Source organism: Williamsia serinedens (assembly GCF_024171725.1).
GTDB classification, from domain to species: domain Bacteria; phylum Actinomycetota; class Actinomycetes; order Mycobacteriales; family Mycobacteriaceae; genus Williamsia_A; species Williamsia_A serinedens.
The window spans coordinates 273,633-294,983 of record NZ_JAMTCG010000003.1 but is presented as its reverse complement, the minus strand read 5'-3'; the positions used below and the strand labels follow the sequence as shown (position 1 = coordinate 294,983).

At 70.9% G+C, this 21,351-nt stretch carries 21 protein-coding genes and 1 tRNA gene; 11 read left to right on the top strand and 11 right to left on the bottom strand.

Annotation, left to right across the window (positions count from 1 at the left end; genetic code table 11):
- Positions 1-64: 64 nt before the first annotated feature.
- The 4 genes from glp to LX12_RS08755 all read left to right on the top strand — a co-directional run bounded on the left by glp (position 65) and on the right by LX12_RS08755 (position 3,569).
- Positions 65-1,330, top strand: coding sequence for a molybdotransferase-like divisome protein Glp (gene glp, locus LX12_RS08770; protein ID WP_253654153.1), 1,266 nt, complete (start codon positions 65-67; stop codon positions 1,328-1,330).
- A gap of 29 nt (positions 1,331-1,359) precedes the next feature.
- Positions 1,360-2,040: a GNAT family N-acetyltransferase gene (locus LX12_RS08765; protein ID WP_253654152.1), complete on the top strand. Its 681-nt coding sequence runs from the start codon at positions 1,360-1,362 to the stop codon at positions 2,038-2,040.
- A 105-nt stretch (positions 2,041-2,145) separates the two neighbouring features.
- The gene (gene sepX / locus LX12_RS08760) at positions 2,146-3,228 is read left to right on the top strand and encodes a divisome protein SepX/GlpR (protein ID WP_253654151.1); all 1,083 of its coding nucleotides are present in this window, start codon (positions 2,146-2,148) and stop codon (positions 3,226-3,228) included.
- Between the two features lie 11 nt (positions 3,229-3,239).
- Positions 3,240-3,569 carry an MmcQ/YjbR family DNA-binding protein gene (locus LX12_RS08755; RefSeq protein ID WP_253654150.1) on the top strand — a complete coding sequence of 110 codons (330 nt, stop codon included), beginning with the start codon at positions 3,240-3,242 and terminating at the stop codon, positions 3,567-3,569.
- Between the two features lie 5 nt (positions 3,570-3,574).
- Here LX12_RS08755 and LX12_RS08750 read toward each other — a convergent pair whose 3' ends face one another.
- Entirely contained in the window at positions 3,575-5,059 is a 1,485-nt protein-coding gene (locus LX12_RS08750) for a phytoene desaturase family protein (protein WP_253654149.1), read from the bottom strand.
- Positions 5,060-5,146: 87 nt separating this feature from the next.
- On the opposite strand from LX12_RS08750, the gene LX12_RS08745 reads away from it, so the two are divergent.
- Positions 5,147-5,410 (top strand): hypothetical protein, encoded by a 264-nt coding sequence (locus tag LX12_RS08745; protein WP_253654148.1) that lies wholly within the window; start codon positions 5,147-5,149, stop codon positions 5,408-5,410.
- A gap of 218 nt (positions 5,411-5,628) precedes the next feature.
- On the opposite strand, the gene LX12_RS08740 is transcribed toward LX12_RS08745, so the two are convergent.
- From LX12_RS08740 to LX12_RS08720, 6 genes are all read right to left on the bottom strand, one after another.
- Entirely contained in the window at positions 5,629-6,507 is an 879-nt protein-coding gene (locus LX12_RS08740) for an SDR family NAD(P)-dependent oxidoreductase (RefSeq protein ID WP_253654147.1), read from the bottom strand.
- A gap of 185 nt (positions 6,508-6,692) precedes the next feature.
- Positions 6,693-7,541 (bottom strand): SDR family NAD(P)-dependent oxidoreductase, encoded by an 849-nt coding sequence (locus LX12_RS08735; RefSeq protein WP_253654146.1) that lies wholly within the window; start codon positions 7,539-7,541, stop codon positions 6,693-6,695.
- A complete protein-coding gene (locus tag LX12_RS08730) occupies positions 7,538-9,148 on the bottom strand; it encodes a GMC oxidoreductase (RefSeq protein ID WP_253654145.1) in 1,611 nt (536 codons plus the stop codon). Before LX12_RS08730 ends, LX12_RS08735 begins: the two co-directional genes overlap by 4 nt.
- Positions 9,149-9,198: 50 nt before the next feature.
- Positions 9,199-9,834 carry a TetR/AcrR family transcriptional regulator gene (locus LX12_RS08725; RefSeq protein ID WP_253654144.1) on the bottom strand — a complete coding sequence of 212 codons (636 nt, stop codon included), beginning with the start codon at positions 9,832-9,834 and terminating at the stop codon, positions 9,199-9,201.
- Between the two features lie 51 nt (positions 9,835-9,885).
- Positions 9,886-10,020, bottom strand: coding sequence for a hypothetical protein (locus LX12_RS21950; RefSeq protein ID WP_301284349.1), 135 nt, complete (start codon positions 10,018-10,020; stop codon positions 9,886-9,888).
- Positions 10,021-10,520: 500 nt separating this feature from the next.
- A tRNA-Ala gene (locus LX12_RS08720) sits at positions 10,521-10,593 on the bottom strand.
- A 116-nt stretch (positions 10,594-10,709) separates the two neighbouring features.
- Between LX12_RS08720 and LX12_RS08715 the strand changes: the two genes are divergently transcribed.
- Together LX12_RS08715 and LX12_RS08710 are read left to right on the top strand one after the other, a co-directional pair.
- Positions 10,710-12,470: a DUF2207 domain-containing protein gene (locus tag LX12_RS08715; protein WP_253654143.1), complete on the top strand. Its 1,761-nt coding sequence runs from the start codon at positions 10,710-10,712 to the stop codon at positions 12,468-12,470.
- Positions 12,471-12,495: 25 nt separating this feature from the next.
- Positions 12,496-13,059, top strand: a complete 564-nt coding sequence (locus tag LX12_RS08710) for a LemA family protein (RefSeq protein ID WP_253654142.1) — start codon at positions 12,496-12,498, stop codon at positions 13,057-13,059.
- A gap of 199 nt (positions 13,060-13,258) precedes the next feature.
- Here the strand turns inward: LX12_RS08710 and LX12_RS08705 are convergent, their stop codons facing one another.
- Together LX12_RS08705 and LX12_RS08700 are read right to left on the bottom strand one after the other, a co-directional pair.
- Complete coding sequence (locus tag LX12_RS08705) at positions 13,259-14,077, bottom strand: HugZ family pyridoxamine 5'-phosphate oxidase (protein ID WP_253654141.1); 819 nt, start codon at positions 14,075-14,077, stop codon at positions 13,259-13,261.
- A gap of 2 nt (positions 14,078-14,079) precedes the next feature.
- Positions 14,080-15,783 (bottom strand): FAD-binding dehydrogenase, encoded by a 1,704-nt coding sequence (locus tag LX12_RS08700; protein ID WP_253654140.1) that lies wholly within the window; start codon positions 15,781-15,783, stop codon positions 14,080-14,082.
- A gap of 82 nt (positions 15,784-15,865) precedes the next feature.
- On the opposite strand from LX12_RS08700, the gene LX12_RS08695 reads away from it, so the two are divergent.
- From LX12_RS08695 to LX12_RS08685, 3 genes are read left to right on the top strand one after another with little or no spacing between them, the layout of a single operon-like run.
- Positions 15,866-16,780 (top strand): ribokinase, encoded by a 915-nt coding sequence (locus tag LX12_RS08695; protein WP_253654139.1) that lies wholly within the window; start codon positions 15,866-15,868, stop codon positions 16,778-16,780.
- Between the two features lie 57 nt (positions 16,781-16,837).
- A complete protein-coding gene (locus tag LX12_RS08690; protein WP_253654138.1) occupies positions 16,838-16,987 on the top strand; it encodes a hypothetical protein in 150 nt (49 codons plus the stop codon).
- Positions 16,974-17,444 carry an NUDIX hydrolase gene (locus tag LX12_RS08685; RefSeq protein ID WP_253654137.1) on the top strand — a complete coding sequence of 157 codons (471 nt, stop codon included), beginning with the start codon at positions 16,974-16,976 and terminating at the stop codon, positions 17,442-17,444. Before LX12_RS08690 ends, LX12_RS08685 begins: the two co-directional genes overlap by 14 nt.
- Here the strand turns inward: LX12_RS08685 and LX12_RS08680 are convergent.
- Positions 17,435-19,606 carry a heavy metal translocating P-type ATPase gene (locus LX12_RS08680; RefSeq protein WP_253654136.1) on the bottom strand — a complete coding sequence of 724 codons (2,172 nt, stop codon included), beginning with the start codon at positions 19,604-19,606 and terminating at the stop codon, positions 17,435-17,437. The two genes, LX12_RS08685 and LX12_RS08680, sit on opposite strands and share 10 nt — an antisense overlap.
- 8 nt (positions 19,607-19,614) lie before the next feature.
- The gene (locus LX12_RS08675; protein ID WP_253654135.1) at positions 19,615-19,902 is read right to left on the bottom strand and encodes a DUF1490 family protein; all 288 of its coding nucleotides are present in this window, start codon (positions 19,900-19,902) and stop codon (positions 19,615-19,617) included.
- Positions 19,903-20,012: 110 nt separating this feature from the next.
- Between LX12_RS08675 and LX12_RS08670 the strand changes: the two genes are divergently transcribed.
- Complete coding sequence (locus tag LX12_RS08670) at positions 20,013-21,335, top strand: S8 family serine peptidase (protein ID WP_253654134.1); 1,323 nt, start codon at positions 20,013-20,015, stop codon at positions 21,333-21,335.
- Positions 21,336-21,351: the final 16 nt, after the last annotated feature.

Below are 21,351 nucleotides of genomic sequence, written 5' to 3'. Positions count from 1 at the left end.
CTAACGTCAGTCCCCGACGATCGGTCCCGGCACGGCCGGGGCAGGGGAGCAGGCGGGAGGCGAGATGCGCTCGGTCGAGGACCAGTTGACGCGGGTGACCGCCGCGGCGGTCGCACCCCGCCCGGTCCGGGTGGCCATCAGCGAGGCGCAGGGTCTGCTGTGCGCCGAGGAGGTCGTCACCGAGAACCCGCTGCCCGGTTTCGACCAGGCCGCCATCGACGGATACGCGGTCCGCAGTGTGGATGTCGCCGAGGCGGGCATCGCCGCCGACGACTCCGACTCCCCGGGTGAGCACATCGTCGTCGTGCTGCCCGTGGTGGGTGAGGTGTCCGCCGGGTCGCGGACACCGACGCGACTGCAGCCGCGACAGGCCGTCCGCGTCGAGACGGGAGCCCCGCTGCCCACCCTCGCCGACGCGGTTCTGCCGCTGCGATGGACCGACGGCGGCCTGTCGAAGGTGAAGATCGGCCACGCGGTCGAGTCCGGTGACTACGTCCGGCATGTCGGCGACGACGTGCAGCCCGGTGACGTCGCCGTCCGTGCGGGCACCATCATCGGTGCGGCGCAGGTCGGGCTGCTCGCGGCGGTCGGCCGGACGCGGGTGCTCGTGCATCCGCGCCCCCGGCTGTCGGTGATCTCCGTCGGCGGCGAACTCGTCGACATCGACCGGACCCCCGGCCCCGGCCAGGTCTTCGACGTCAACAGCTACTCGTTGGCCGCCGCCGCGCGGGACGCCGGCGCCGACGTCAACCGTGTCGGGATCGCCAGCCGCGAGGCGTCGCAGCTGCGCGACGTCGTCGAGGGCCAGCTGATCCGCTCGGAGATCGTGGTCATCTGCGCCCCGCTCGGCGGCACGGCGTCGGAGAACATCCGTGACGCGCTCGCGCCCCTGGGGGACATCGAGATCGACCGCATCGCCATGCATCCCGGCTCCGTGCAGGGGTTCGGTCAGCTCGGCCGCGACGAGGTCCCGACCTTCCTGTTGCCGTCGAACCCCGTCAGCGCGCTGGTCGCGTTCGAGGTCATGGTCCGCCCGCTCGTCCGGATCGCGTTGGGCAAGCGCAAGCCGATGCGCCGGGTCATCCGTGCCCGCACGGTCGGACCGATCGCCTCGGTGCGGGGCCGTCGGGGATACCTGCGCGGCCAACTCATGCGCGACGAGCAGACCGGCGAGTACCTGGTGCAGGTGATCGGTTCGTCGGAGAGCGGGTCGTCGCACCTGCTGGCCGGCCTGGCGGAGGCGAACTGTCTCGTGGTCGTGGAGTCCGACGTCGACGAGGTCCACACCGGCGACGAGGTCGACGTCCTGTTCCTGGCGCAACGCGGCTGAACGGCCTGCGCGCGTATTACAGTTCGGTCGTGTTCCGGCGTTCGGCGAACAGGCGCGGTGGACCGCATCCCGGGTGGCCCGCGCAGCTCGGGCCGCTGGTCACCCCCGGTGGTGTGGTGAGCCTGCGGGGTGTGCGGCTGCGCGACGGTCGCCAGTGGAGTGCGTTGCGCATCAAGAACCAGGCGACGCTGATCCCGTGGGAACCGACCGGCGAGGGCGACTGGAACGACCGCCACCACGTCACCGCGTGGCCCGCGTTGTTCTCGGTGCTGCGTCGAGAGGCCAAGGCGGGGACGATGATCCCGCTGGCCATCGAGGTCGACGGCGAGTTCGTCGGACAGCTGACCGTCGGCAACATCCAGCGCGGTGCGCTGCGCAACGCGTGGGTGGGGTACTGGATCGACGCCGACCGCACGAACAACGGCGTCGTCACCGCCGCGGTCGCACTCGCCGTGGACCACTGTTTCGGTCCGGTGGGACTCCACCGCGTCGAGGCGACGGTGCAGCCGTCCAACGAGGCGTCCAAGGCCGTGCTCACCAAGGTGGGCTTCCGGCGCGAGGGCCTGCTCGAGCGGTACATGGACGTCGACCGCGGGTGGCGTGACCACCTGCTGTTCGCGCTCACCGTCGAGGAGGTCGTCGGCACCGCCGCGGAGACCATCGTTCGCAGCGGCCGCGCCGCCTTCCCGGCCGGAAACTCCCGGTCCTGACCCCGGCGCGTCTGCGCTGGTGGAGCCCCCCGCGGCACTAGCCTTCACGGCAGTCGGATGTGACTGATGTGGTCACAGGGATGACGCCGAGAGGAGGCCACCCGCATGCCCAACTCCGTGCTGTGGATCTGTCTGGTGGCGATCTGGCTGTTCGTCCTGGTCCCGATGCTCATCAAGGGCCGGCCCGAGGTGCGCAAGCCCACCCAGGCGACCCTGGCCACCCGCGTCATCGACCGTGGCGGCAAGGCGATGTCGCGGGCGACGCGGCGCATCGCATCCGGTCGTCATCCCCACGACGCCGACTGGGTCGCGCCCGAGCGGGAGTACCGCAAGGCGGGCGACCTCATCAACGACGCCGACGATCACGTCGACGCACGCCGTGAACGCGTGGCCGCCCGCACCGCGACGGCCGTCGCGGACGAGAACACGTCCGCGACCGACGACAGCTCCGCGTCCGAGGACACGTCCGCCGACGACGGTTCCGACGGCCCCGTCGTCGATCTCGACGCCATCCACCTCGGGACGCCGCGGGCGGAGGGCGCCCCGACGCGGACGGCCGGCGCGGACACCGACGGGGCCGGCACCGCCACCGATGCCGAGACCGACGACGACGTGACCGACGAGAACCTGACCGACGAGGACCTCGTGGAGACGGATGACGACGACCGCCGGGGCGATGCGGACGACCTCGCGGACGACGAGGACGACCTGGACGTCGACGACGTCGAGCCCGCTCGCCGCGGGCGCGGTGGCTATGACCCCGACGCGGACACCCGGCGCAGCGAGAAGCGCTACCGCGCACGCCAACGGAGCGTCCTGATCCTGGCGGTGCTGTCGCTGGCCGGACTCGGCGTGGGCATCGCCCTCGGCGGGATCGCCTGGACCGCAACCGGCGTCACGGTCGGCCTGCTGGTGATGTACATGGCGTTCCTGCGTCGCGCGGTGCGGATCGAGGAGCAGATCCGTCGTCGTCGTGTGTCGCGTGCGACCCGGACGCCGCAGCGGCACCGCGACTTCGACGACGTGGGCGATCCGTTCGCCGACGAGATCCCGTTCCACCTCCGCCGGCCCGGGGCGGTGATCCTCGAGATCGACGACGAGCATCCCGTGTTCGACCACCTGCCGCCGTTCCAGCACCGCCGCATGATGCGCGAGGAACCCGAGTACCGCAGGGCCGTCGGCCAATAAGGCGTGCGTCGGTGACCACGTGGGACGACGTCGTCGTGCACGCGGCCCGTCTCCCCGAGGTCACCGTCGGTGACCATCACGGCATGGACAGCCTCCGGTTCCGGACCTCCGTTCTCGCGACACGCCCCGACGACGAGACGCTGCGGATCATGCTGACACCGGAGCAGATCGAGGAGACGATCGCCGAGTTCGACTGGTGCACACCGGTGCTGTGGGGGCAGAAGCTCTCGGCGGTCGCGGTGAGGCTCCCCGACGCCGACTCCGACGTCGTCCGCGACCTCATCACCGACGCGTGGCGTCGTCGCGCGCCGAAGCGTGTGCAAGCCCGGTACGAGGGCTGACTGACTCAGCGACCGACGAGGTCGGCGACGATCTTCCCCGAGAGCATGACCAGCGGCAGCCCACCGCCCGGGTGCGACGACCCGCCGACGAGGTACACCCCGGGGACCGGTGAGGCGTTCTGCGGCCGGAGGAACGCCGCCCGCGCACCGTTCGACGACGACCCGTAGATCGACCCGCCGGGGGTGAGGGTGCGTCGTTCGAGGTCGGCCGGGGAGAGGATGCCGCGCCACCGGATGCGATCCCGGACGTCGACACCGCGCTCGGCCATGACGTCGAGGATGCGATCGGCGTAGGTCTCGGCGAGTCCCGGTGTGTCCCAGTCGACCCCGCGGCCGGGTTCGTGGCGCGGTGCGTTGACCAGGACGAACCACGCCCCCGTGCCCGGACCCGGGACGACGGCCGGGTCGTCGGGTGCGGAGATGTACACCGTCGGTCGGCCGACGGGTCGGGGGCCGCCCCGTCGGCCGAACAGCGCGTCGAACTCGGCGTCGTAGTCCTCGGCGAAGAGCACCTCGTGGTGCGGATGGCCCGCCGGCGGTGCGTCGACCGCCAGGAGGAGGACGAAGCCCGAGAACGACGGCGTGGGTTTCAGGACCCGCCGGGCCATCCGCTTCGTGGCCGGTGTGCGCAGCAGGTGTCCGTACACCGAGCGGGCATCGGCGTTGGCCACGACGACGTCGGCGGGGACGTGGGCGCCGTCGACGAGCGCGACGCCGCTCGCGCGACCGCCCTCGGCGGTGATGGTCCCGACCGACGCGCCGAACTCGATCCGACCGCCGAGTGCGAAGAGCCGGTCCTGCAGGGCGACGGCGATCTGGCCGAGCCCACCGCGGATGTACCAGGATCCGTAGGCCTGCTCGGCCCACGGCACCGTCGCGAGCGCGGCCGGGGCCCGACGGGGATCGGAGCCGGTGTAGGTGGCGTAGCGATCGAGCAGCATCATCAGCCGGGGGTCCGAGAGGTACTTCCGGCCGATGCCGCGCAGGGTGCGCAGCGGCGCGATGGCAGGCAGGTCGCGCAGCGGCGGGTGGTTGTCGCGGAGCGCCGAGACGGTCAGCGGGTTCTCGAGGAACGTCGCCCGCGACGCCTCCCACATCCGCTCGGCCCGGCCTAAAAACGCCGACCACTGGTCGCCGCGGCCCGGGCCGAGGGCGGCGTCGAGTGCGTCGGGGATGTCGGCGAGGTGGCCGGGCATGTCGAGAACGGTCCCGTCCGGGAAGCGGTAGCGGGCGGCGACGGGCAGTCGTTGCAGGTCGAGTACCTCGCGCAGCGGGCGCCCGGTTGCCGCGAAGAGGTCCTCGAGGATGTCGGGGATGGTCACGAGCGACGGGCCGGTGTCGAAGACGAAGCCGCCGTGACGGATGACGCCCAGTTTGCCGCCCGGTTCGTCCGCGTGCTCGAGGACCGTCACCTCGTGGCCGGCCGCGGCGAGGCGCACGGCTGCGGAGAGTCCTCCGACCCCGGCCCCCACGACGACGACGCGCGTCACCCTCTGTTCACCACACCCTCGATGGTGCCATCCATGGCGCGGTCCTCTGATGTGTCACGCATGCCTGATTACGGGTAGTTTGTTCGCATGACACACGACGACGTGCACTCGGCGGGCATCGCGCGTGATCAGGCGGAGTCGCTGATCGGTCATCTCGACGCCGTGGCCACTCAGCTCGAACGTCAGGTGGCCGCACTGGAAGGTGCTGCGGCAGAGCCGAACTGCCGGACGAGGCCACGGTTGCTCGCCGATGCGCGGATCCGGCGCGAGGAGCTGTCGGAAGCCCGGGCGCACATCGACACCCTGCGCACCGTGGTCGGGTCGGAGGATGCCCAGACGGCGTCGTCCTGACGTCTGGCCGGTCTCCGGAGACCGACGGCCCCCGGGTCGGGGGAGACAGGGGGCCGTCGGCATCTCCGAGGAGATCCCCTGCGCAATCGTGCGCAGGGTGGGCCGGATGGGGATTGGGGGGGACACCCCATCCGGACCCAGTGTCGACTGTACGCACGTTCACGATCGTGAACCGCATTGTTACGGGTCCGTGTTGTGCGTTTCGTCGTCGCCGCCGATCAGCTGCGCCGGCGGCTCTCCACCTCGCGCACGAGGTCGAGCAGCCGTCGGTCCGATCGGAGCACCGCATCCGAGGCGGGGTTCACGATCCCGCGCAGCGCCGAGACGGGGATCCACCGCCGGGGCACCTGGATGCGGGCGCGCCGCTGCTCGATCCCGTCGGCCACCGCCGTGCCGACGCGTGACGGGTCGATCGGGCGCTTCAACGGACCGGGGAAGGCCTTGTCGACCAGGGCGGTCGCAAGCGGGTCCTTGCCGAAGGCGACGTCGGCGATGGGGGTCCGCACCCACCCCGGGTAGAGGACTCCCGCGGTGGCGCCGTGGCCGCGGACCTCGACCCGCAGTGCGCGTCCGATCTGCTCGACGGCGGCCTTCGTGGCCGCGTACGGCGCGTTCACCATCCCGTTGACGTAGGCGTAGGTCGACGACGTGATGAGGACGTGCCCCTGTGCCTCGAGCACCGCGGGCAGCGTGGCTCGAACGGTGTTCCACACGCCCTGCAGGTTCACCGCGATCACCCGCTCGAACACCCCGTCGGCGACGCTCGCGACCGTGTCGGCGGTGTTGCCGCTGGAGATGCCGGCGTTGGCGAACGCCACGTCGAGCCTGCCCCAGGCGTCGAGGGCTGCCGCGACGGCGGCGTCGAGGTCCTCGCGGCGGGTGACGTCGGCGGCCAGGCAGATCACCCGGTCGGACGGGATGTCGCGCGCCGCGTCCCGCACGGCGGCGAGGTCGAGATCGAGGAGGACCAGTCGGGCACCGCGGCGATGCAGTTCGCGGGCGACAGCCCGCCCGATCCCTCCGGCGGCGCCGGTCACCAGGACGACGGCGTCGTGCAGGTCGAGCGGCGGGATCGTCGGGAACGGGCTGCGGGTCATGGTCACCTCGGATGGTCGGGCAAGGTACGTGGGCGTTGGTGCGATGGTCGTCAGCCGTCGTCGAGACGGTCCGTCACTCGGTCCGGAGGGTCGCGTCCCACGAACTGGGAGCGGAGGGTGGGGGCGCCGTCGGTGGTGATGGTGTCACGCGGACGTCTGATCGCGGGGGCTCGACGACCACCGGGTCATGGCGGTGCTGGCATTGCGTTCTGGACGGCGGCGATCTTCCTTCGGCCGACGAAGCGTCCGGCTGCCGGCGCCAGATGCTGACCGAGCACAATGAGCTGCGTCATCGTCCCCGGCACCACGCGTCGACTGCCGCCGCGGTCCATCGACGCGATCACCGAGTCGGCGATCCGTCCCGCCGGCAGCTTCGGGATGGTCAGGGTGTGCGCGCGGTTCTCCGGCGTGCGCGTCTTGTCCAGTGCATCGACGAACGGCGAGTCGAACTCACCGGGACAGACGAGCTGCACGCCGATCCCGTCGGGCTCGACCTCGTAGCGCAACGCGTCGGCGAAACCCACGATGGCGTGCTTGGCCGCGCAGTAGGCGGTGTAGCCGTAGACACCCGTGAGGCCGGCGACAGACGCGATCGGCACGACGAGACCACCGGGACGCGGGAGATGGGGAAGCGCGGCGCGGATCACCGCGATGGTGCCGAGGACGTTGATGTCGAGGACGTCGCTGTAGTCGGCGAGCGAGAGGTCGCCGACGCGTCCCTCGCGCATGATGCCCGCGGACGTGACCACACCGTCGAGCGGGCGTATTCGCGCGATCCCAGTGACAGCCCTCTCGACGGAGTCGGGAACGGCGACGTCGACCGACACCGTCGCGACAGAAGCGCCGTCGCATGCGAGTCGGGTGAGCTCGTCGGCGCACGCGGACAACCTGTCCCGGTCGCGCGCGACGATGGTGACCGAGACACCTCGTGCGACGAAGCGTCGACACAACTCCAGTCCCAGGCCCGACGACCCGCCGGTCACCAGGACGTGACGGCCGGGACGAAGCCAGGATGGTCGCCGGGTCGTCCTCACCGCGCCGCCTCGAGGTGGGTGCGCTGCGCGCCGTCAGCGCGCGAGCTCTTCTCGGGCACATGGCTCATCGCCTCCTCGGCCATCGCTGTGATGGTGAGGCTGGGGTTCACGCCGGGATTGGCAGGGATGGCTGCGCCATCGGTGATCAGGAGGTTCTGATAACCAAACGCCCGATGGTGGCGATCGACGACACCGTGCACGCGATCCGCTGCCATCACCGCGCCGCCCAGGATGTGAGCTGTGGTCGGGCGGGCCAGCAGCGACTCGGTGACCGCTGTCGAGGCGTGACCGCCGAGGTGGCGGACCGCGCTCTCGGCGATGCGCCGCGCGATCGGCAGGTCACCCTCGGGTAGGTCTCCGTCGCCCTTGTCGGTGGTCACGAGCCCGAAATGCCCGCGCCGGAGACGAAGTGCCGTGTCGGTGCTCTGCATGATCGTGAAGACGACCGATCGGCGTGACCAGTCGCGCAGTCTCGAGGGCAGGAGCCAGCGGGTCGGATGGCGGAGCACGGCGAGGATGAACTGCAGGATCCGTAGTCGGCCGCCGGTCAGCGGCCCGAACGTGAGCCCCATCGCGTTGCCGCCGGCGCCGTAGGTGTTGTTGGTGAAGTGGGTCTGGTCGTCGGGGTGGACGCTGGTGGTGATCGCGATGTCGGTGCGCAGGTCGGCGTCCGGGTCGTCGGATATGACGGCGACGATCGCCTCGCTGTTGGTGCGGACGAGGTGGCCGAGTCGGTGCGAGAGATGCGGCAACGATCCCTTCTCTCGGAGCTTCTGCAGCAGGGTGGTGGTGCCGAGCGCACCGCCGGCGACGACCACCCCGTGGGTTGTGACGGTGCGGCGGTCTCGACGGATCCACGCCCCTGAACGCTGGGTGGTCACCGCGTATCCGTCGGAGCCGTCCGCCGCGCCGAGTGGTCGTATGTCGACGACGGTGCGCTCGGCCTCCACCCGCACGCCGGCCCGTTCGGCCAGGTGCAGGTAGTTCTTGGTGAGGGTGTTCTTGGCGTTGTGGCGGCACCCGAGCATGCACTGGCCGCAGCGCACGCAACCGGTGCGAGCCGGGCCCGCGCCGTCGAAGTAGGGGTCGGCGACCGTCACGCCCGGCGTCCCGAAGAACACGCCGACGTCGGTCGTGTGGACGCGATCGGAACAGCCCAGGTCGCCGGCGATCTCGGCGAGGAGGTTCTCGCTGGGGCCCTCGCCGACGAAGGTGGTGACACCGAGCATCCGCTTCGCCGTGGCGAAATGTGGCGTCAGTTCGGTGCGCCAGTCGGCGAGGTCCGCCCACTGGGGGTGGCGGTAGAAGTCGTCGGAATGGGGCGTGTACAGCGTGTTGCCGTAGACCAGCGACCCGCCGCCGACGCCCACGCCGCTCAGGACGGTGACGTGCTTGAGCGGTGTCATCGCCATGATCCCGCGCAGGCCGGCGAGAGGAGCCCACAGCAGGCGATCCGCCTGCCACGCGTTCTCCGCGAAATCGTGGTCGTCGAACCGCCGGCCTTTTTCCATCACGCAGACGTCGTAGCCCTTTTCGGCAAGACGCAATGCGGCGACGCTCCCACCGAACCCGGACCCGACGACCAGCCAGTCGATATCTGATGACACGTGTCATCACATTACTGCACACGCGTGGCGAGCCAGGCGCAATCGGTGGATCAGGAGCCCTCGCCGGCTGCCGCGGCAACCGCGACCAGGAACAGTGCGCAGGCGTCGACGAGGTCGGCGCGTTCGGTGACGAAGCCTTCGAGCAGCCACTTCGTCCCGGTGTGACGGATTCCGCCGACTGCCGCGGTCGCGAACATCGACGCCTTCGGGGACGCGGCAGCTCGGAGGTTCCGTGCCTGCATCTGCGTCAGGAGTAGAACGCCGAATTCGTCCATCGTCGTGACGTATTCGGCGTCGACCGCATCGCTGACGCCCAACACCTCGAGCCACACCACTCGGGCGACGCGGCGATCGGAGAGAACCTCGAAGAACGCGTCCAGACCGCGGCGAGCAAGGGGCTCGATGTCGTCGTCGCTGTTCTCCGACTCCGCGATCGCCTCGGTCACGGCGGTCATCATTCGGCTCACACAGTCGCGGTACACGTCGAGGAGCAGCTCCTCCGTGGTCGAGTAGAGCTCATAGAACGAGCGATCCGCCACCCGGGCCTCTCGGCACAGTCCCCGCACGGTGGCTGTGCGGAAACCCGTCGTGCCGAAGACATCGAGGCCGGCGTCGAGGAGTTGTCGTCGCCGCTGCTCGTCACGCTCCTCGGCGGTACGGCCCGCGTAGGCACGTCGAGCAGCCATGTGGTCGTCGCCTCTCGTCCTCAGGTGCGGGGACCTGCGGTCGATCCTGCCTCAGTGTCGCCCTGGACCGCGCCGCAGGTCGGGCGGGGTGCCGTAGCTGCTGGCGTAGACCTTCCCGGGCTCGGGGTGGGTCAACGTCAGGCCCGGCCGGGTGTCGTCGATGCGTAGGTAGGTGCTCTCGACCATGCCGAGGTCGTAGCCGATCGCGATGACCGCTCGGATTGTGAAGTCGGTGCTCAGCCTGCCCGCCCTCCGGCCTCGAGACACACGGCATGCCCCAGGGACCGAGATCAAGTTGTCGGGGCCACCTCGGACCGGGGCGGGCCGCGCAGGTGTGGTCGACTGCCCTGACGAACGTCCATGTCCTGCGCGACGGTGCGGGTTCGGCGCGGTCATTCGCCGGCGGAGGACACGAACACGCACGGCCGCCGAGGGCGTGTCGCCCTCGACGAGCGTGAACGCCTGTGGCGGACATCCCACAGACATCTCTGCCAGGCACGCATGCCCGTCCGGTATACAAGATTCGTCGTCGCAATTAGTGATCGTTCACATCGGACGGCCGGTCCGTGGAACGCTCAGAACACCCTGGCTCGCCGAAGGGGGAGTCGCCGCAGGGTCGGGGTGTTCTGCTTGATTATCACCGGGGAGAGTGCGTCATCGACGACATCGGGAACCGCTTGGATGAGTGGAGCTAAGGGGAATCGAACCCCTGACCTTCTCGATGCGAACGAGACGCGCTACCAACTGCGCTATAGCCCCTGGTGAAGCTCACCCAGGCTAGCAAAGGGACGGGACGGGTCCGAAATCGGGCGTCGCGATCCCGACGAGGCTCATGAGCCGGGCGATCCGGCCCCGGTCGACTACGCTCCCGAGCCATGAGGCGAGCGGTCACCGTGGTGGTGGGGCTGCTCGTCGCCGTCGGGGCGATGTTCATCCCGCTGCTCGCCGGCGCCGGCGACGACTCCGGCGCGCCGACCACGGAGACCGCCCGCATCACCGACTACGCCGCCGACTTCCGCGTCGACGCCGACGGACGGCTCCGCGCGACCGAGACCCTCGACGTCGACTTCCCCGTCAGCAAGCACGGCATCTTCCGGTTCTTCGACGTCGTCGATCCCGCCGATCCCCACGTGCGGTTGATCCCGGAGGACATCTCGGTGACCCGCGACGGACAGCCCGACGGGCTCGACGTGTCGTCGCAGTCGAACGGGCGCTACCGGGTCGCGCGGATCGGCGATGCGGACGTCACGATCAGCGGCGCCCACCGCTACGTCATCGAGTACACGATCCCGGGGGTGCTGGGCCGGGCGGAGAACGGTGCCGCGGGGTCGCAGTTCTACTGGAACGTCATCCCGGGCGGATGGCAGATGCCCATCGGTCGCAGCCGGCTCCGAGTCGAGTTGCCCGCGGCCCCGCAGGACGTCCGGTGCGCGGTGGGCACGGCCTCGACGACGGGATGCACCGCGCAGACGTCGGGCCAGGCGCTCACCGTGGCGACCGGTGAGCTGGAACCGCACACGCCGGTCACCGTGCAGACGCGGATCGACGTCGCCACGCCCGACCGGACCACTTTGCCGTGGACGGTCGCGTTCGACTCCGTGTTCGGCCGATCAGTGCCGTGGGCGATCGTCGTGGGTGTGATCGCAGTGATCGCCGGCGGCGCGGCTGCCTACATCGTCCGCACCACCCACGAACCGTCGCCCGCGTTCCCGCTGATGTACGCCCCACCGGCCGGGCTCGGTCCGGCGCAGGGTGCGTTCGTGATGACCGAGCGCACATCGGATGACCTCTTCGCGGCGACCATCCTCGAGATGGGGGAGCGCGGCGCGGCGACGATCGCGAAAGAGGGCGACACGTGGTCGATTCGCGGCAGCGAGCGCCCGCCCACACCCCTGGACACCGTCACCCACGACGTCGCCGCATCGCTCGGCGTCCGTCCCGGTGCGACGTTCACCGCCGACCCCTCCGACGTCGACGCGGGCAAGCAGCTCAAGGACGTCCGATCGATCTTCGACAGCACGCTGCGCTCGTGGGCGACATCGTCGGGTCTGCTGCAGGCGGCACGCCTCGCGCAGGCCGCACGGGTGGCCCTGGTGCTGGCGGCGATCGTCGGTGCTGCGATCTACATCTGGAACCCCCTCGAGATGTCGATCCTGGGCCTGCCCTTCGCCGTGTTCGCGGTCATCTGCCTGCCCGTCCTGCAGCCCGGTGCGGTCACGTTCCGCACCAAGGCGGGCCGGGACGTGTGGTCGCAGGTCGGCGGCTTCCGGCGTGTCCTGGGCACGCGCTCGTCGGAGGCGCGCTTCGACTTCAGTGGTCGGAAAGAGATGTACACGCAGTACATCCCGTGGGCCGTCGCGTTCGGCGTGGCCGACGTGTGGGCCGAGAAGTACCGCGTGCAGACGGGCGAGGACCCGCCGGCGCCCGGCTGGTTCTCCGGCGGCCCCGGCTTCTACGCCGGCTACGGGGCAGGCACGTTCGCGGCGTTCTCGTCGGACTTCTCGTCATCGGTGTCGTCGGCGATCTCGTCGTACGAGGCGACGCAGAAGTCGTCGTCGAGCTCGAGCGGCGGGTTCTCGGGCGGCGGCTTCTCCGGTGGCGGGGGCGGCGGTGGAGGGGGAGGCGGTTCATGGTGACAACCGGTGACAGAGGAGTTCTCGCATGCTGATCGCGCTGATCGTGATCGTCGTCGTCGTGGTGATCCTGGTGATCGGCGGCGTCGTCGGCTTCAACAAGCTGCGCAAGGCCGACATCGGCGCCCAGGAGGCGCTCGGCGGCATCGACGTGCAGCTGACCCGCCGCGCAGACCTGATCCCCAACCTGGTGAACACGGTGAAGGGCTATGCGGCACACGAGAAGGGTGTGCTGGAGGCCGTCACCGAGGCGCGCTCACGCGTCGCGGCAGCCGCGCAGGGCGGGTCGGTACCGGAGAAGGCTGCCGCGGACGCGCAGCTGCAGAAGTCCCTCGTCGACGTGATGGCCGTCGCCGAGGCCTACCCGGACCTCAAGGCCGACAGCAGCTTCCTCGACCTCCAGCGCCAGCTCACCGACACCGAGAACCAGATCTCGTTCGCCCGGCAGTACTACAACGACGCGGTGAGCACCCTGAACACCCTCGTCTCGACGATCCCGTGGATGTTCTTCTCCGGGATCGCGAAGGTGGGTCGTCGGGAGTTCTACAAGGCCCCCGAGGGTCAGCAGGCGCCCCCGACCGTCAGCTTCTGACGGTCGTCATGCGGCCTCCGGGCGCCGTGCCTCCGACGTCGAGTGGGCAGTTACAGACGTCGAGTGGGCAGTTACAGACGTCCGTTGGGCTGGTGGCGATGACACGTGTCCGGAACCGCCCAGTCGACGTCCGGAACCGCCCAGTCGACGTCCGGAACCGCCCAGTCGACGGAGTGGGGGTGGGGTCCGGCGAGGTGCGTCAGGCGGTCTCGGCGGTCTCGCGGGCTCGGCGGGCGAGGTCGACGGTGGCGGCGCGGAGATCGTCGATGCCGTCGATCGGTGTCGTGTAGCCGACGCGGGTGTAGGCGACGCCGCGGGGTGTCGTCACCTTGAGGTCGAGACCGTAGCGGTCGGCGCCCGTACAGCTGGCCGCCGTGGCGTCGGGGAAACCACCGAACGCCCGCGCCATGGACGCGAGCGAGTCGGCGTGGTCCGCGTTGAGGTGGTCGACCGCCGGCCCGGACGCCGGTGCCACCGGGTCCGGCTGCGCCGCCGCGTAATCGGGTCCCGTCGCCGAGTCCATCCGGCCGTACCCGCCGACCCAGCGCACCCGCTCGACACGCAGGACCCACAGGGTGAAGTCGCTGTAGTCGACGTAGTACCTCGCCGCCGGCACCGCCGCCAGGTGCGCCGTCCGCGCCGCGTCGTAGTCGTCCCCGGTGGGCTTCTCGACGCGGCCCGCGAGCGTGATCCGACTGCCCGCCAACGGATCCGTGTCGGACGTGGGGGCGACGACCGCGAGGCTGGCACGGGGATCGGTCGCGAGATTGCGTCCGTGCTCGGCCATGTGCGACACGCACAGCACCGGGTCTCCGCCGAGCAGGCCGAACGTCACGTACGACGCCCAGGGGTCGCCGTCGGCGGTGAGGCTGGCCAGGGTCGCGGTGTTCGTCGACGCCGCGATGGTCCGCGCCTCCTCGGCCGCACTCGGACGAACCGGGTTCGTGGGCTCGACGAGCGGGGCCGGCACCGACGGTGCATCACCCGGATCGCCGTGGTCGCGCAGTGTCTCGGCCATGGTCAGGCGTTCTCCCGCACGGCGGCACGACGACTGCCCAGGGCCGCGGCGATCGCCCGACCGGCGGTCCGACCGGAGAACAGGCACCCACCGAGGAACGTGCCCTCCAGCGAGTTGTACCCGTGCACCCCGCCACCGCCGAAGCCGGCCGCCTCACCCGCGGCGTACAGCCCGTCGACGGGCTGCCCGTCGAGGCCGAGCACCCGCGACGACAGATCGGTCTGGATGCCGCCCAACGACTTCCGTGTCAGCACGTGCAGTTTCACACCGATCAGCGGGCCGTCGTCGGGGTCGAGGATCTTCCCGAGAGCCGCGGTGCGGCCGAGGCGCTCGCCGATGAACCCGCGCGAGTTGCGGATCGCCATGATCTGGCTGTCCTTGCAGTACGCGTTGTCCAGCTGGGCGTCGCGCGCCTCGATCTGGCGACGGACGGCCGCCGCGTCGAGCAGGGGGGAGTCGGTGAGGCCGTTCATCTTCCGCACGAGTTCCTCGACGGTGGACGCGGTCACGAAGTCGACGCCCTTGTCGATGAACGCCTGCACGGGCGCGGGTGCGCCCGAACCGAGGACGCGCTCGCGCACCATCGCCATCCGGCCGCCGGAGGTGATGTCGGGGTTCTGCTCCGAGCCCGAGAGAGCGAACTCCTTGGCGATGATCCGTTGGTTGAGGACGAACCAGGAGTGGTCGTACACCGCGATGTCCGGCGTGGTGCGCAGGTGGCGCAGCGTCGAGAGGGTGTCGAAGCCGGGGAGGCACGGGTCGGGCAGGCGGCGGCCGAGCGCGTCGAACCACATCGACGACGGGCCCGGCAGGATGCGGATGCCGTGCGACGGCCAGATCGCGTCCCAGTTCGCGACACCCTCGGTGTAGTGCCACATGCGATCCCGGTTCACCAGCCGGGCCCCGGCGGACTCGGCGATGTCGAGCATGCGGCCGTCGACGTGTTCGGGCACACCCGTGACCATCGTCGTCGGGGGCGTGCCGAGACGTTCCGGCCAGAACTTGCGGACCATCTCGTGGTTGCCGCCGATGCCACCGGAGGTGACGACGACCGCCTGTGCACGCATCTCGAAGTCGCCGATCACGACCCGCGACGACGGTGCGCCGCGGACGGCGACGTCGGGCTCGAGGAGCGAGCCCCGCACACCGACGACAGCGCCGCCCTCGACGATCAGTTCGTCGACGCGGTGGCGGTGGTGGAGGTCGAGCGACCCGGTGGTCGACGCTCGCCGCGCCGACTCGGCGAACGGCTTCACGATCCCGGTGCCGGTGCCCCAGGCGACGTGGAAGCGGGGGACGGAGTTGCCGTGCGCGTCGGCGCGCATGCCGCCGCGCTCGGCCCACCCGACGGTCGGGAGGAAGGTGACCCCGTGGCCGTCGAGCCACGATCGCTTCTCGCCGGCCGCGAACTCGACGTACGCGCGGGCCCACCTCACCGCCCACGAGTCCTCGTCGTCGAGTCGGTCGAACCCGGCGCTGTTCTGCCAGTCGCGCCATGCGAGCTCGAGGGAGTCGTGGACACGCAGGCGGCGCTGCTCGGGGCTGTCGACGAAGAACAGGCCGCCGAAGGACCACCAGGCCTGCCCGCCGAGGTTCGCGGCGTTCTCCTGGTCGAGCAGGGCGACGCGGTGGCCCGCCGTCGTGAGCTCGTGTGCGGTGACCAGGCCGGCGAGACCGGCTCCGACCACGATGACGTCGACGTCCACGACCTACCTCCGCTGCCCGCTGGTGTGACCCACCCGACCTTACTCAGCGGCCCGGGCCCGCCGATCCGGCATCATCGGACCCATGGGTGCGTCGGTCGTGGTGGTCGGGTCGGTGAACACCGACGTCGTGGCCGAACTGGAGCGGTTCCCGCGGCCGGGTGAGACGCTGCGGGCGGTCGAGGTCCGTCGCAACCTGGGTGGCAAGGGTGCCAACCAGGCGGTCGCGGCCCGACGCGTGCACGACGACGTCGCGTTCGTCGGACGCGTCGGCGGTGGACCGGAGGGCCGCGCGGTCCGTGACGAGATGGCCGCACATGACGTCGACGTCGCACTGCTGCGGGAGGTCCCCGACGCCGCGACCGGCACGGCGTTCATCCAGGTCGCGGCGGGCGAGAACACGATCGTCCTGGACGCGGGCGCCAACGACGCATGGGACGGACTCGACGACGGTGAACGGCGCCGGGTCGCCGACGCCGCGGTCGTCGTCTGTCAGATGGAGATCCCCTCGACAGTGAACGCCGCTGTGGCGGAGGCATGTCGCGGTCGACTGGTCGTGAACGCCGCACCCGCCCGGGACGTGACCGACGTGCTGCCGTCGTGTGATCCGTTGGTGGTCAACGAACACGAGCTCGCCGTCCTCGCCGACGTCGTCGTCGACGGTCCGTCGCAGGCACGGTCGGCCGCCGCGTCCGTGATCGATCGCGGCGCGCTGTCGGTCGTCGTCACACTCGGAGCGGCGGGAGCTGTGTGGGTGACAGCCGAGGCGGGCGGTTCTGTGACGCCGCCCGAGGTGGAGGTGGTCGACTCCACCGGTGCCGGAGATGCTTTCGTCGGCGTGCTGGCTGCGCGACTGGCCGTCGGTGATGCGCTGCCCGAGGCGATCCGGTGGGCGGTGGCCGCGGGTTCGCTGGCCGTACAGACGTCGGGAACGCATGCCTCCTACCCCGCGCCGGCCGAGATCGTCGCGCTGCTCGACGCGATCGTGAGCAAGTCGTGACCGGCGCGTTGCCCGTCGGCCCTTGTGTTCCTCGCCTCGGACGGCGACGATTTCGACATGATCGCTGTGATCGTCGTCATAGCCGTGGTGGTGTGGCTGATGATCGCGGCCGCGACCGCGCTGACGATCGGCGCGGCGATCCGCCGCAGCGAGTGCGAACGTCGACGCGCGTCCCGAGAGGAGACGACGAGCGTTGCCACGCCGTAGCGCCGGGGTGATCGCGGTCCGCCGCGCCTCCGGAGCGCCCCTTCAGGTCCTGCTCGCCCACCCCGGCGGCCCGCTGTGGGCCCGCCGCGACGAGGGCGCGTGGTCGATCCCGAAGGGGGAGTACACCGACGAGGACCCGCGGGACGCCGCCGCACGCGAGTTCGCCGAGGAGGTCGGCGTCGCAGTCGATCCCGCCGGACTGGCGGCCATCGGCGAGATCACCCAGAAGAGCGGGAAGGTGGTCACCGCGTTCGTCATCGAGGTCGACGTCGACCCGCGCACGTCGGTGAGCAACACCTTCGAGATGGAGTGGCCGCGCGGATCCGGTCGCGTGCAGGCATTCCCGGAGGTGGACCGCGTCGAGTGGTTCGACCTCGACACCGCAGGCCGCAAGATCCTGTCCGCCCAACGACCTCTGCTGGAACGTGTGGAGGCTGCGCTGCGCCCTCAGTCCTGAGCGGTCGCCGGAGCCGCATCCTCCCCGAGGCGGTGCCCGATGAGTCGCGAGCTGTTGGCGACCACCGCCACCGACGACGCGTTGTGGAGGATGGCCGCGACGACGGGGGACAGGGCCCCACCCGCACCGACGGCGAGCCCGATCGCGTTGACCGCGATCGACATCGCGTAGTTCTGTCCGATGAGATCGACGGTGCGCGAACCCAGTTCGCGGACGTCGATCACCGCGGACAGGTCGTCGGAGGCGAGGGCGACGTCGGCGGTCTCGACGGCGACGTCGGTACCACCGAGGCCCATGGCGATGCCGACGTCGGCCGCGGCGAGCGCAGGTGCGTCGTTGATGCCGTCGCCGACCATCGCGACCACGTGACCGTCCTGCTTGAGCGCGCGGACGGCCGCGAGCTTGTCCTCGGGGAGCACCTCGGCGCGCCACTCGTCGATGCCGAGTTCGGCGGCGACGGCCGCCGCGGTGACCGGGTGGTCGCCGGTGAGCATGAGGATGCGGTCCACACCGGCGCTACGCAGGTCGTCGAGGACCGACAGCGCCTCCGGTCGGATCTCGTCACGCAGACTGATGAGTCCGATGAGGGTGCCGTCGACGGCGAGCAGCAGTGGCGTCTCGGCACGCAGTCGCAACCTGTCGACCCAGTCGGTGGCGTCGTCGCTGACGGCGACCCCCTCGCCGGCCAGCAGGGCGGGACTGCCCAGCAACAGCGTTCGACCGTCCGCGCGGGTGCGCATCCCGAGCCCGACGAGGACCTCGCACTCCTCGTGGGGCGGGATGGCGATGTGACGTTCCTCGGTCGACCGGATCACGGCTTCCGCCAACGGGTGTCGCGAGTGGATCTCCGACGACGCCGCGTAGGCCAGCACCTGTTCGGGCTGCCAGTCGTCATCGAACGACACCACGTTGGTGACCACCGGCCGTCCCTGGGTGAGGGTGCCGGTCTTGTCGAACACGACCGCGTCGAAGCGGCCCGACCGCTCGAGGTGGGAACCGCCCTTGATGAGGATGCCGCGACGGGCGCCGTTGCCGATGGCTGCGCTGATCGCGGTCGGGGTCGCGAGTCCGACCGCACAGGGGCACGCGATGAGCAGCATCGTCATGGCGCGCCGGACGTCTCGCGTCACGAGCAGCGTCGCCACGGACAGCGCGAACGACGCCGGGACGAAGCGTCGCGAGAAGTTCTCGCCGACGGTCTGGATGGGGGCGCGGTCGTGCTGGGCCTCCTCGACGCGGGCGACGATCCGTCCGATGGCGGTGTCGTCGCCGACGGCCTCGGCACGCAGGACGAGACGGCCGTTCATCACCACCGACCCGGCGAACACCCGGGAGCCGACCTCTGCGGCCACCGGGAGGTTCTCGCCGGTGATGGCGGACTGGTCGACCAGCGCGGTGCCGTCGACGACGACCCCGTCGACCGGCACGGCGACTCGGTCGTGCACGACGACCTCGGTGCCGACGGTGATGGACTCGATGCCCACCTGCACCTCGGTGCCGTCGGGCAGACGCGTCCACGCCGTGTCCTGGTTGCCACGCAACAGGTCCCGGATCGCGCGACGAGTCCGGCGGAGCGTCAGGTCCTGCAGGAACTCCCCGATGTTCAGCAGCCACAGCACCGTCAACGCGACGACGTTCTCGCGGAGCAGCAGGCTGGCGATGGTCGCGGCGGAGACCAGCGCGTCGGTGCCGGCGGACTTGCCGCCGCCGAGGGATCGCAGCGCACCGCGCAGGAACGGGTACCCGGTGACGATGGTGACGCCGGTCGCGGCGAGTCGGCCCGTCGGGCCGAGGACCGGTGGTCGTCGGAACCCGTAGCGCCGGATCCCCAGCACCACCAGGGCGGCGCCGCCGAGCGCCATGCGTGCGACGTCGGCGTTGGCGACGTCCGACGAATGGGGCGCGCGACGCGCGACCAGTTCGGCGGGAACAGCACGGGCGGCGACGATCGCCTGGACCAGTTCACCCACCCCGGTGGTGTCCCGGCGGTACCAGGCGACGACCGAACCGGTGCGCGGATAGGCATGTGCGACACGCACACCGGGGATCTTGACGAGCGCGTCCTCCACCGCGACGGCTCGGACGGCGTCATCGCGCACCCACGCGACGGTGAGGCGGATGCGTCCGGCCGCATCGGACAGGACGGCGACGCCGTCCACCATCGGGGGTGTCAGTGCTCGTGTCCGTGGTCTGCGGTGTCGGCGGTACCGGGCGGCGTCGCCTCCTCGCCGATGCGCTCGCGGGCCTCGGCGACGACGTCGGCCACCGACAGCCGTGCGGACTCGGCCACCGTCTCGGCGCGTCGGGTGCCGCGCAGACCCCACGAGGTGACGACCACCGCGCCCTCACGCAGGGGCGCGCGCCGCACCGCCGCGCGCGCGAGGTCGTAGGCGACGGCGCCGACGGCACCGGTCACCACCGTGGACGCGGCCTTGGCGACCAGTCCGTGTACGGGCATCCGTGTCTCCTCCATCGACGAAGTGGGACACAGCCTAACGCCTGCCTCGGGCCGCGGCGGCTGTCACAGGCCCGCATTACGGTGTGCGAATACGACCATGGGAGGGCTCGATGATCGGGACATCGAACGCGGACGGCACACAGACCGGACGGCGACTCGTCGTCTTCGGGGATGCGGCCGGGGAATCCGGATACGCCGACGTGCTCCGCCGGGTGGCAGGCCTCACCGAGGTCGCGTCCACAGCCGATTTCGGCGATCGTGTCGTCGATCACACCCAGACGGCGCGGGCGCAGGCGACCGTCTTCGCCGACCTCGGTGTCGCGGTGGTCGCGGCCGACGACGACCAAGCGTCCGCACTGGCGGCGAACTGCTCGGCCGACGGGGACATCCTCGCCGTGGAACCCGAACGGGTGCACAGCATCCGGACTGCGGGTACCGGTGTCCCCGACGCCGATCGCGCGGCCTACCTGCGCGGCTACTCCGACGGTGTGGCCGACCTCGCGGCCCGTCTCGGCGGTGTAGCCACCACCGCTCTGGCCACGCAGGCCTTCGCCGACACCGACGAGTTCACCTGGGGGCTGCTGGCCACCGGTGTGTCGACGACGGGCGCCACCGGGTCCGGTGTGCGGGTCGCGGTCCTCGACACCGGTCTCGACCTCACCCACCCCGACTTCGCGGGACGCGAGATCACGTCGGCCGCGTTCGTCGACGGCGTCACGAGCGCGCAGGACGGCCACGGGCACGGCACGCACTGCGTCGGGACGTCGTGTGGTCCCCGGACGCCGAGCACCGGGCGCCGGTTCGGGATCGCCTACGAGGCAACACTGTTCGTCGGGAAGGTCCTGGGTGACGACGGGAGCGGCGCCGACGAGGGCATCCTCGCCGGGCTGAACTGGGCGCTGACGAACCGCGTCGACGTCGTGTCGATGTCACTCGGCGCCGACGTCCGGACGGTGTCGGCGGCGTACGAGACCGTCGGCCGTCGTGCCCTGTCGGCGGGGACCCTCATCGTGGCGGCAGCGGGGAACAACGCGAACCGCCCGGCCGATCCGGGGTTCGTGGGTGTCCCCGCGAACAGCCCGTCGATCGCCGCGGTCGGCGCCACCGACCAGCGCTCGGCGATCGCGCCGTTCTCCGCGCGCAGCACCGACGTCGAGGGCGGGAACGTGGACATCGCCGCACCCGGTGTCGACGTGTACTCGTCGTGGCCGGTGTTCCCGCCCGGCTCGTCGGAGGGCGGAGCGGCCAGCCGGTACAACACCATCAGCGGCACCTCCATGGCGACGCCGCACGTCGCGGGCATCGCGGCGTTGTGGGCGCAGACGACCGGTCGCCGCGGGCGCGACCTGTGGACGACGCTGACACAGCAGGCACGTCGCCTCGACGTCCCCGCCTCCGACGTCGGCGCCGGGCTGGTGCAGGCACCGCGCTGAGCTGGGCCGCGGGCCG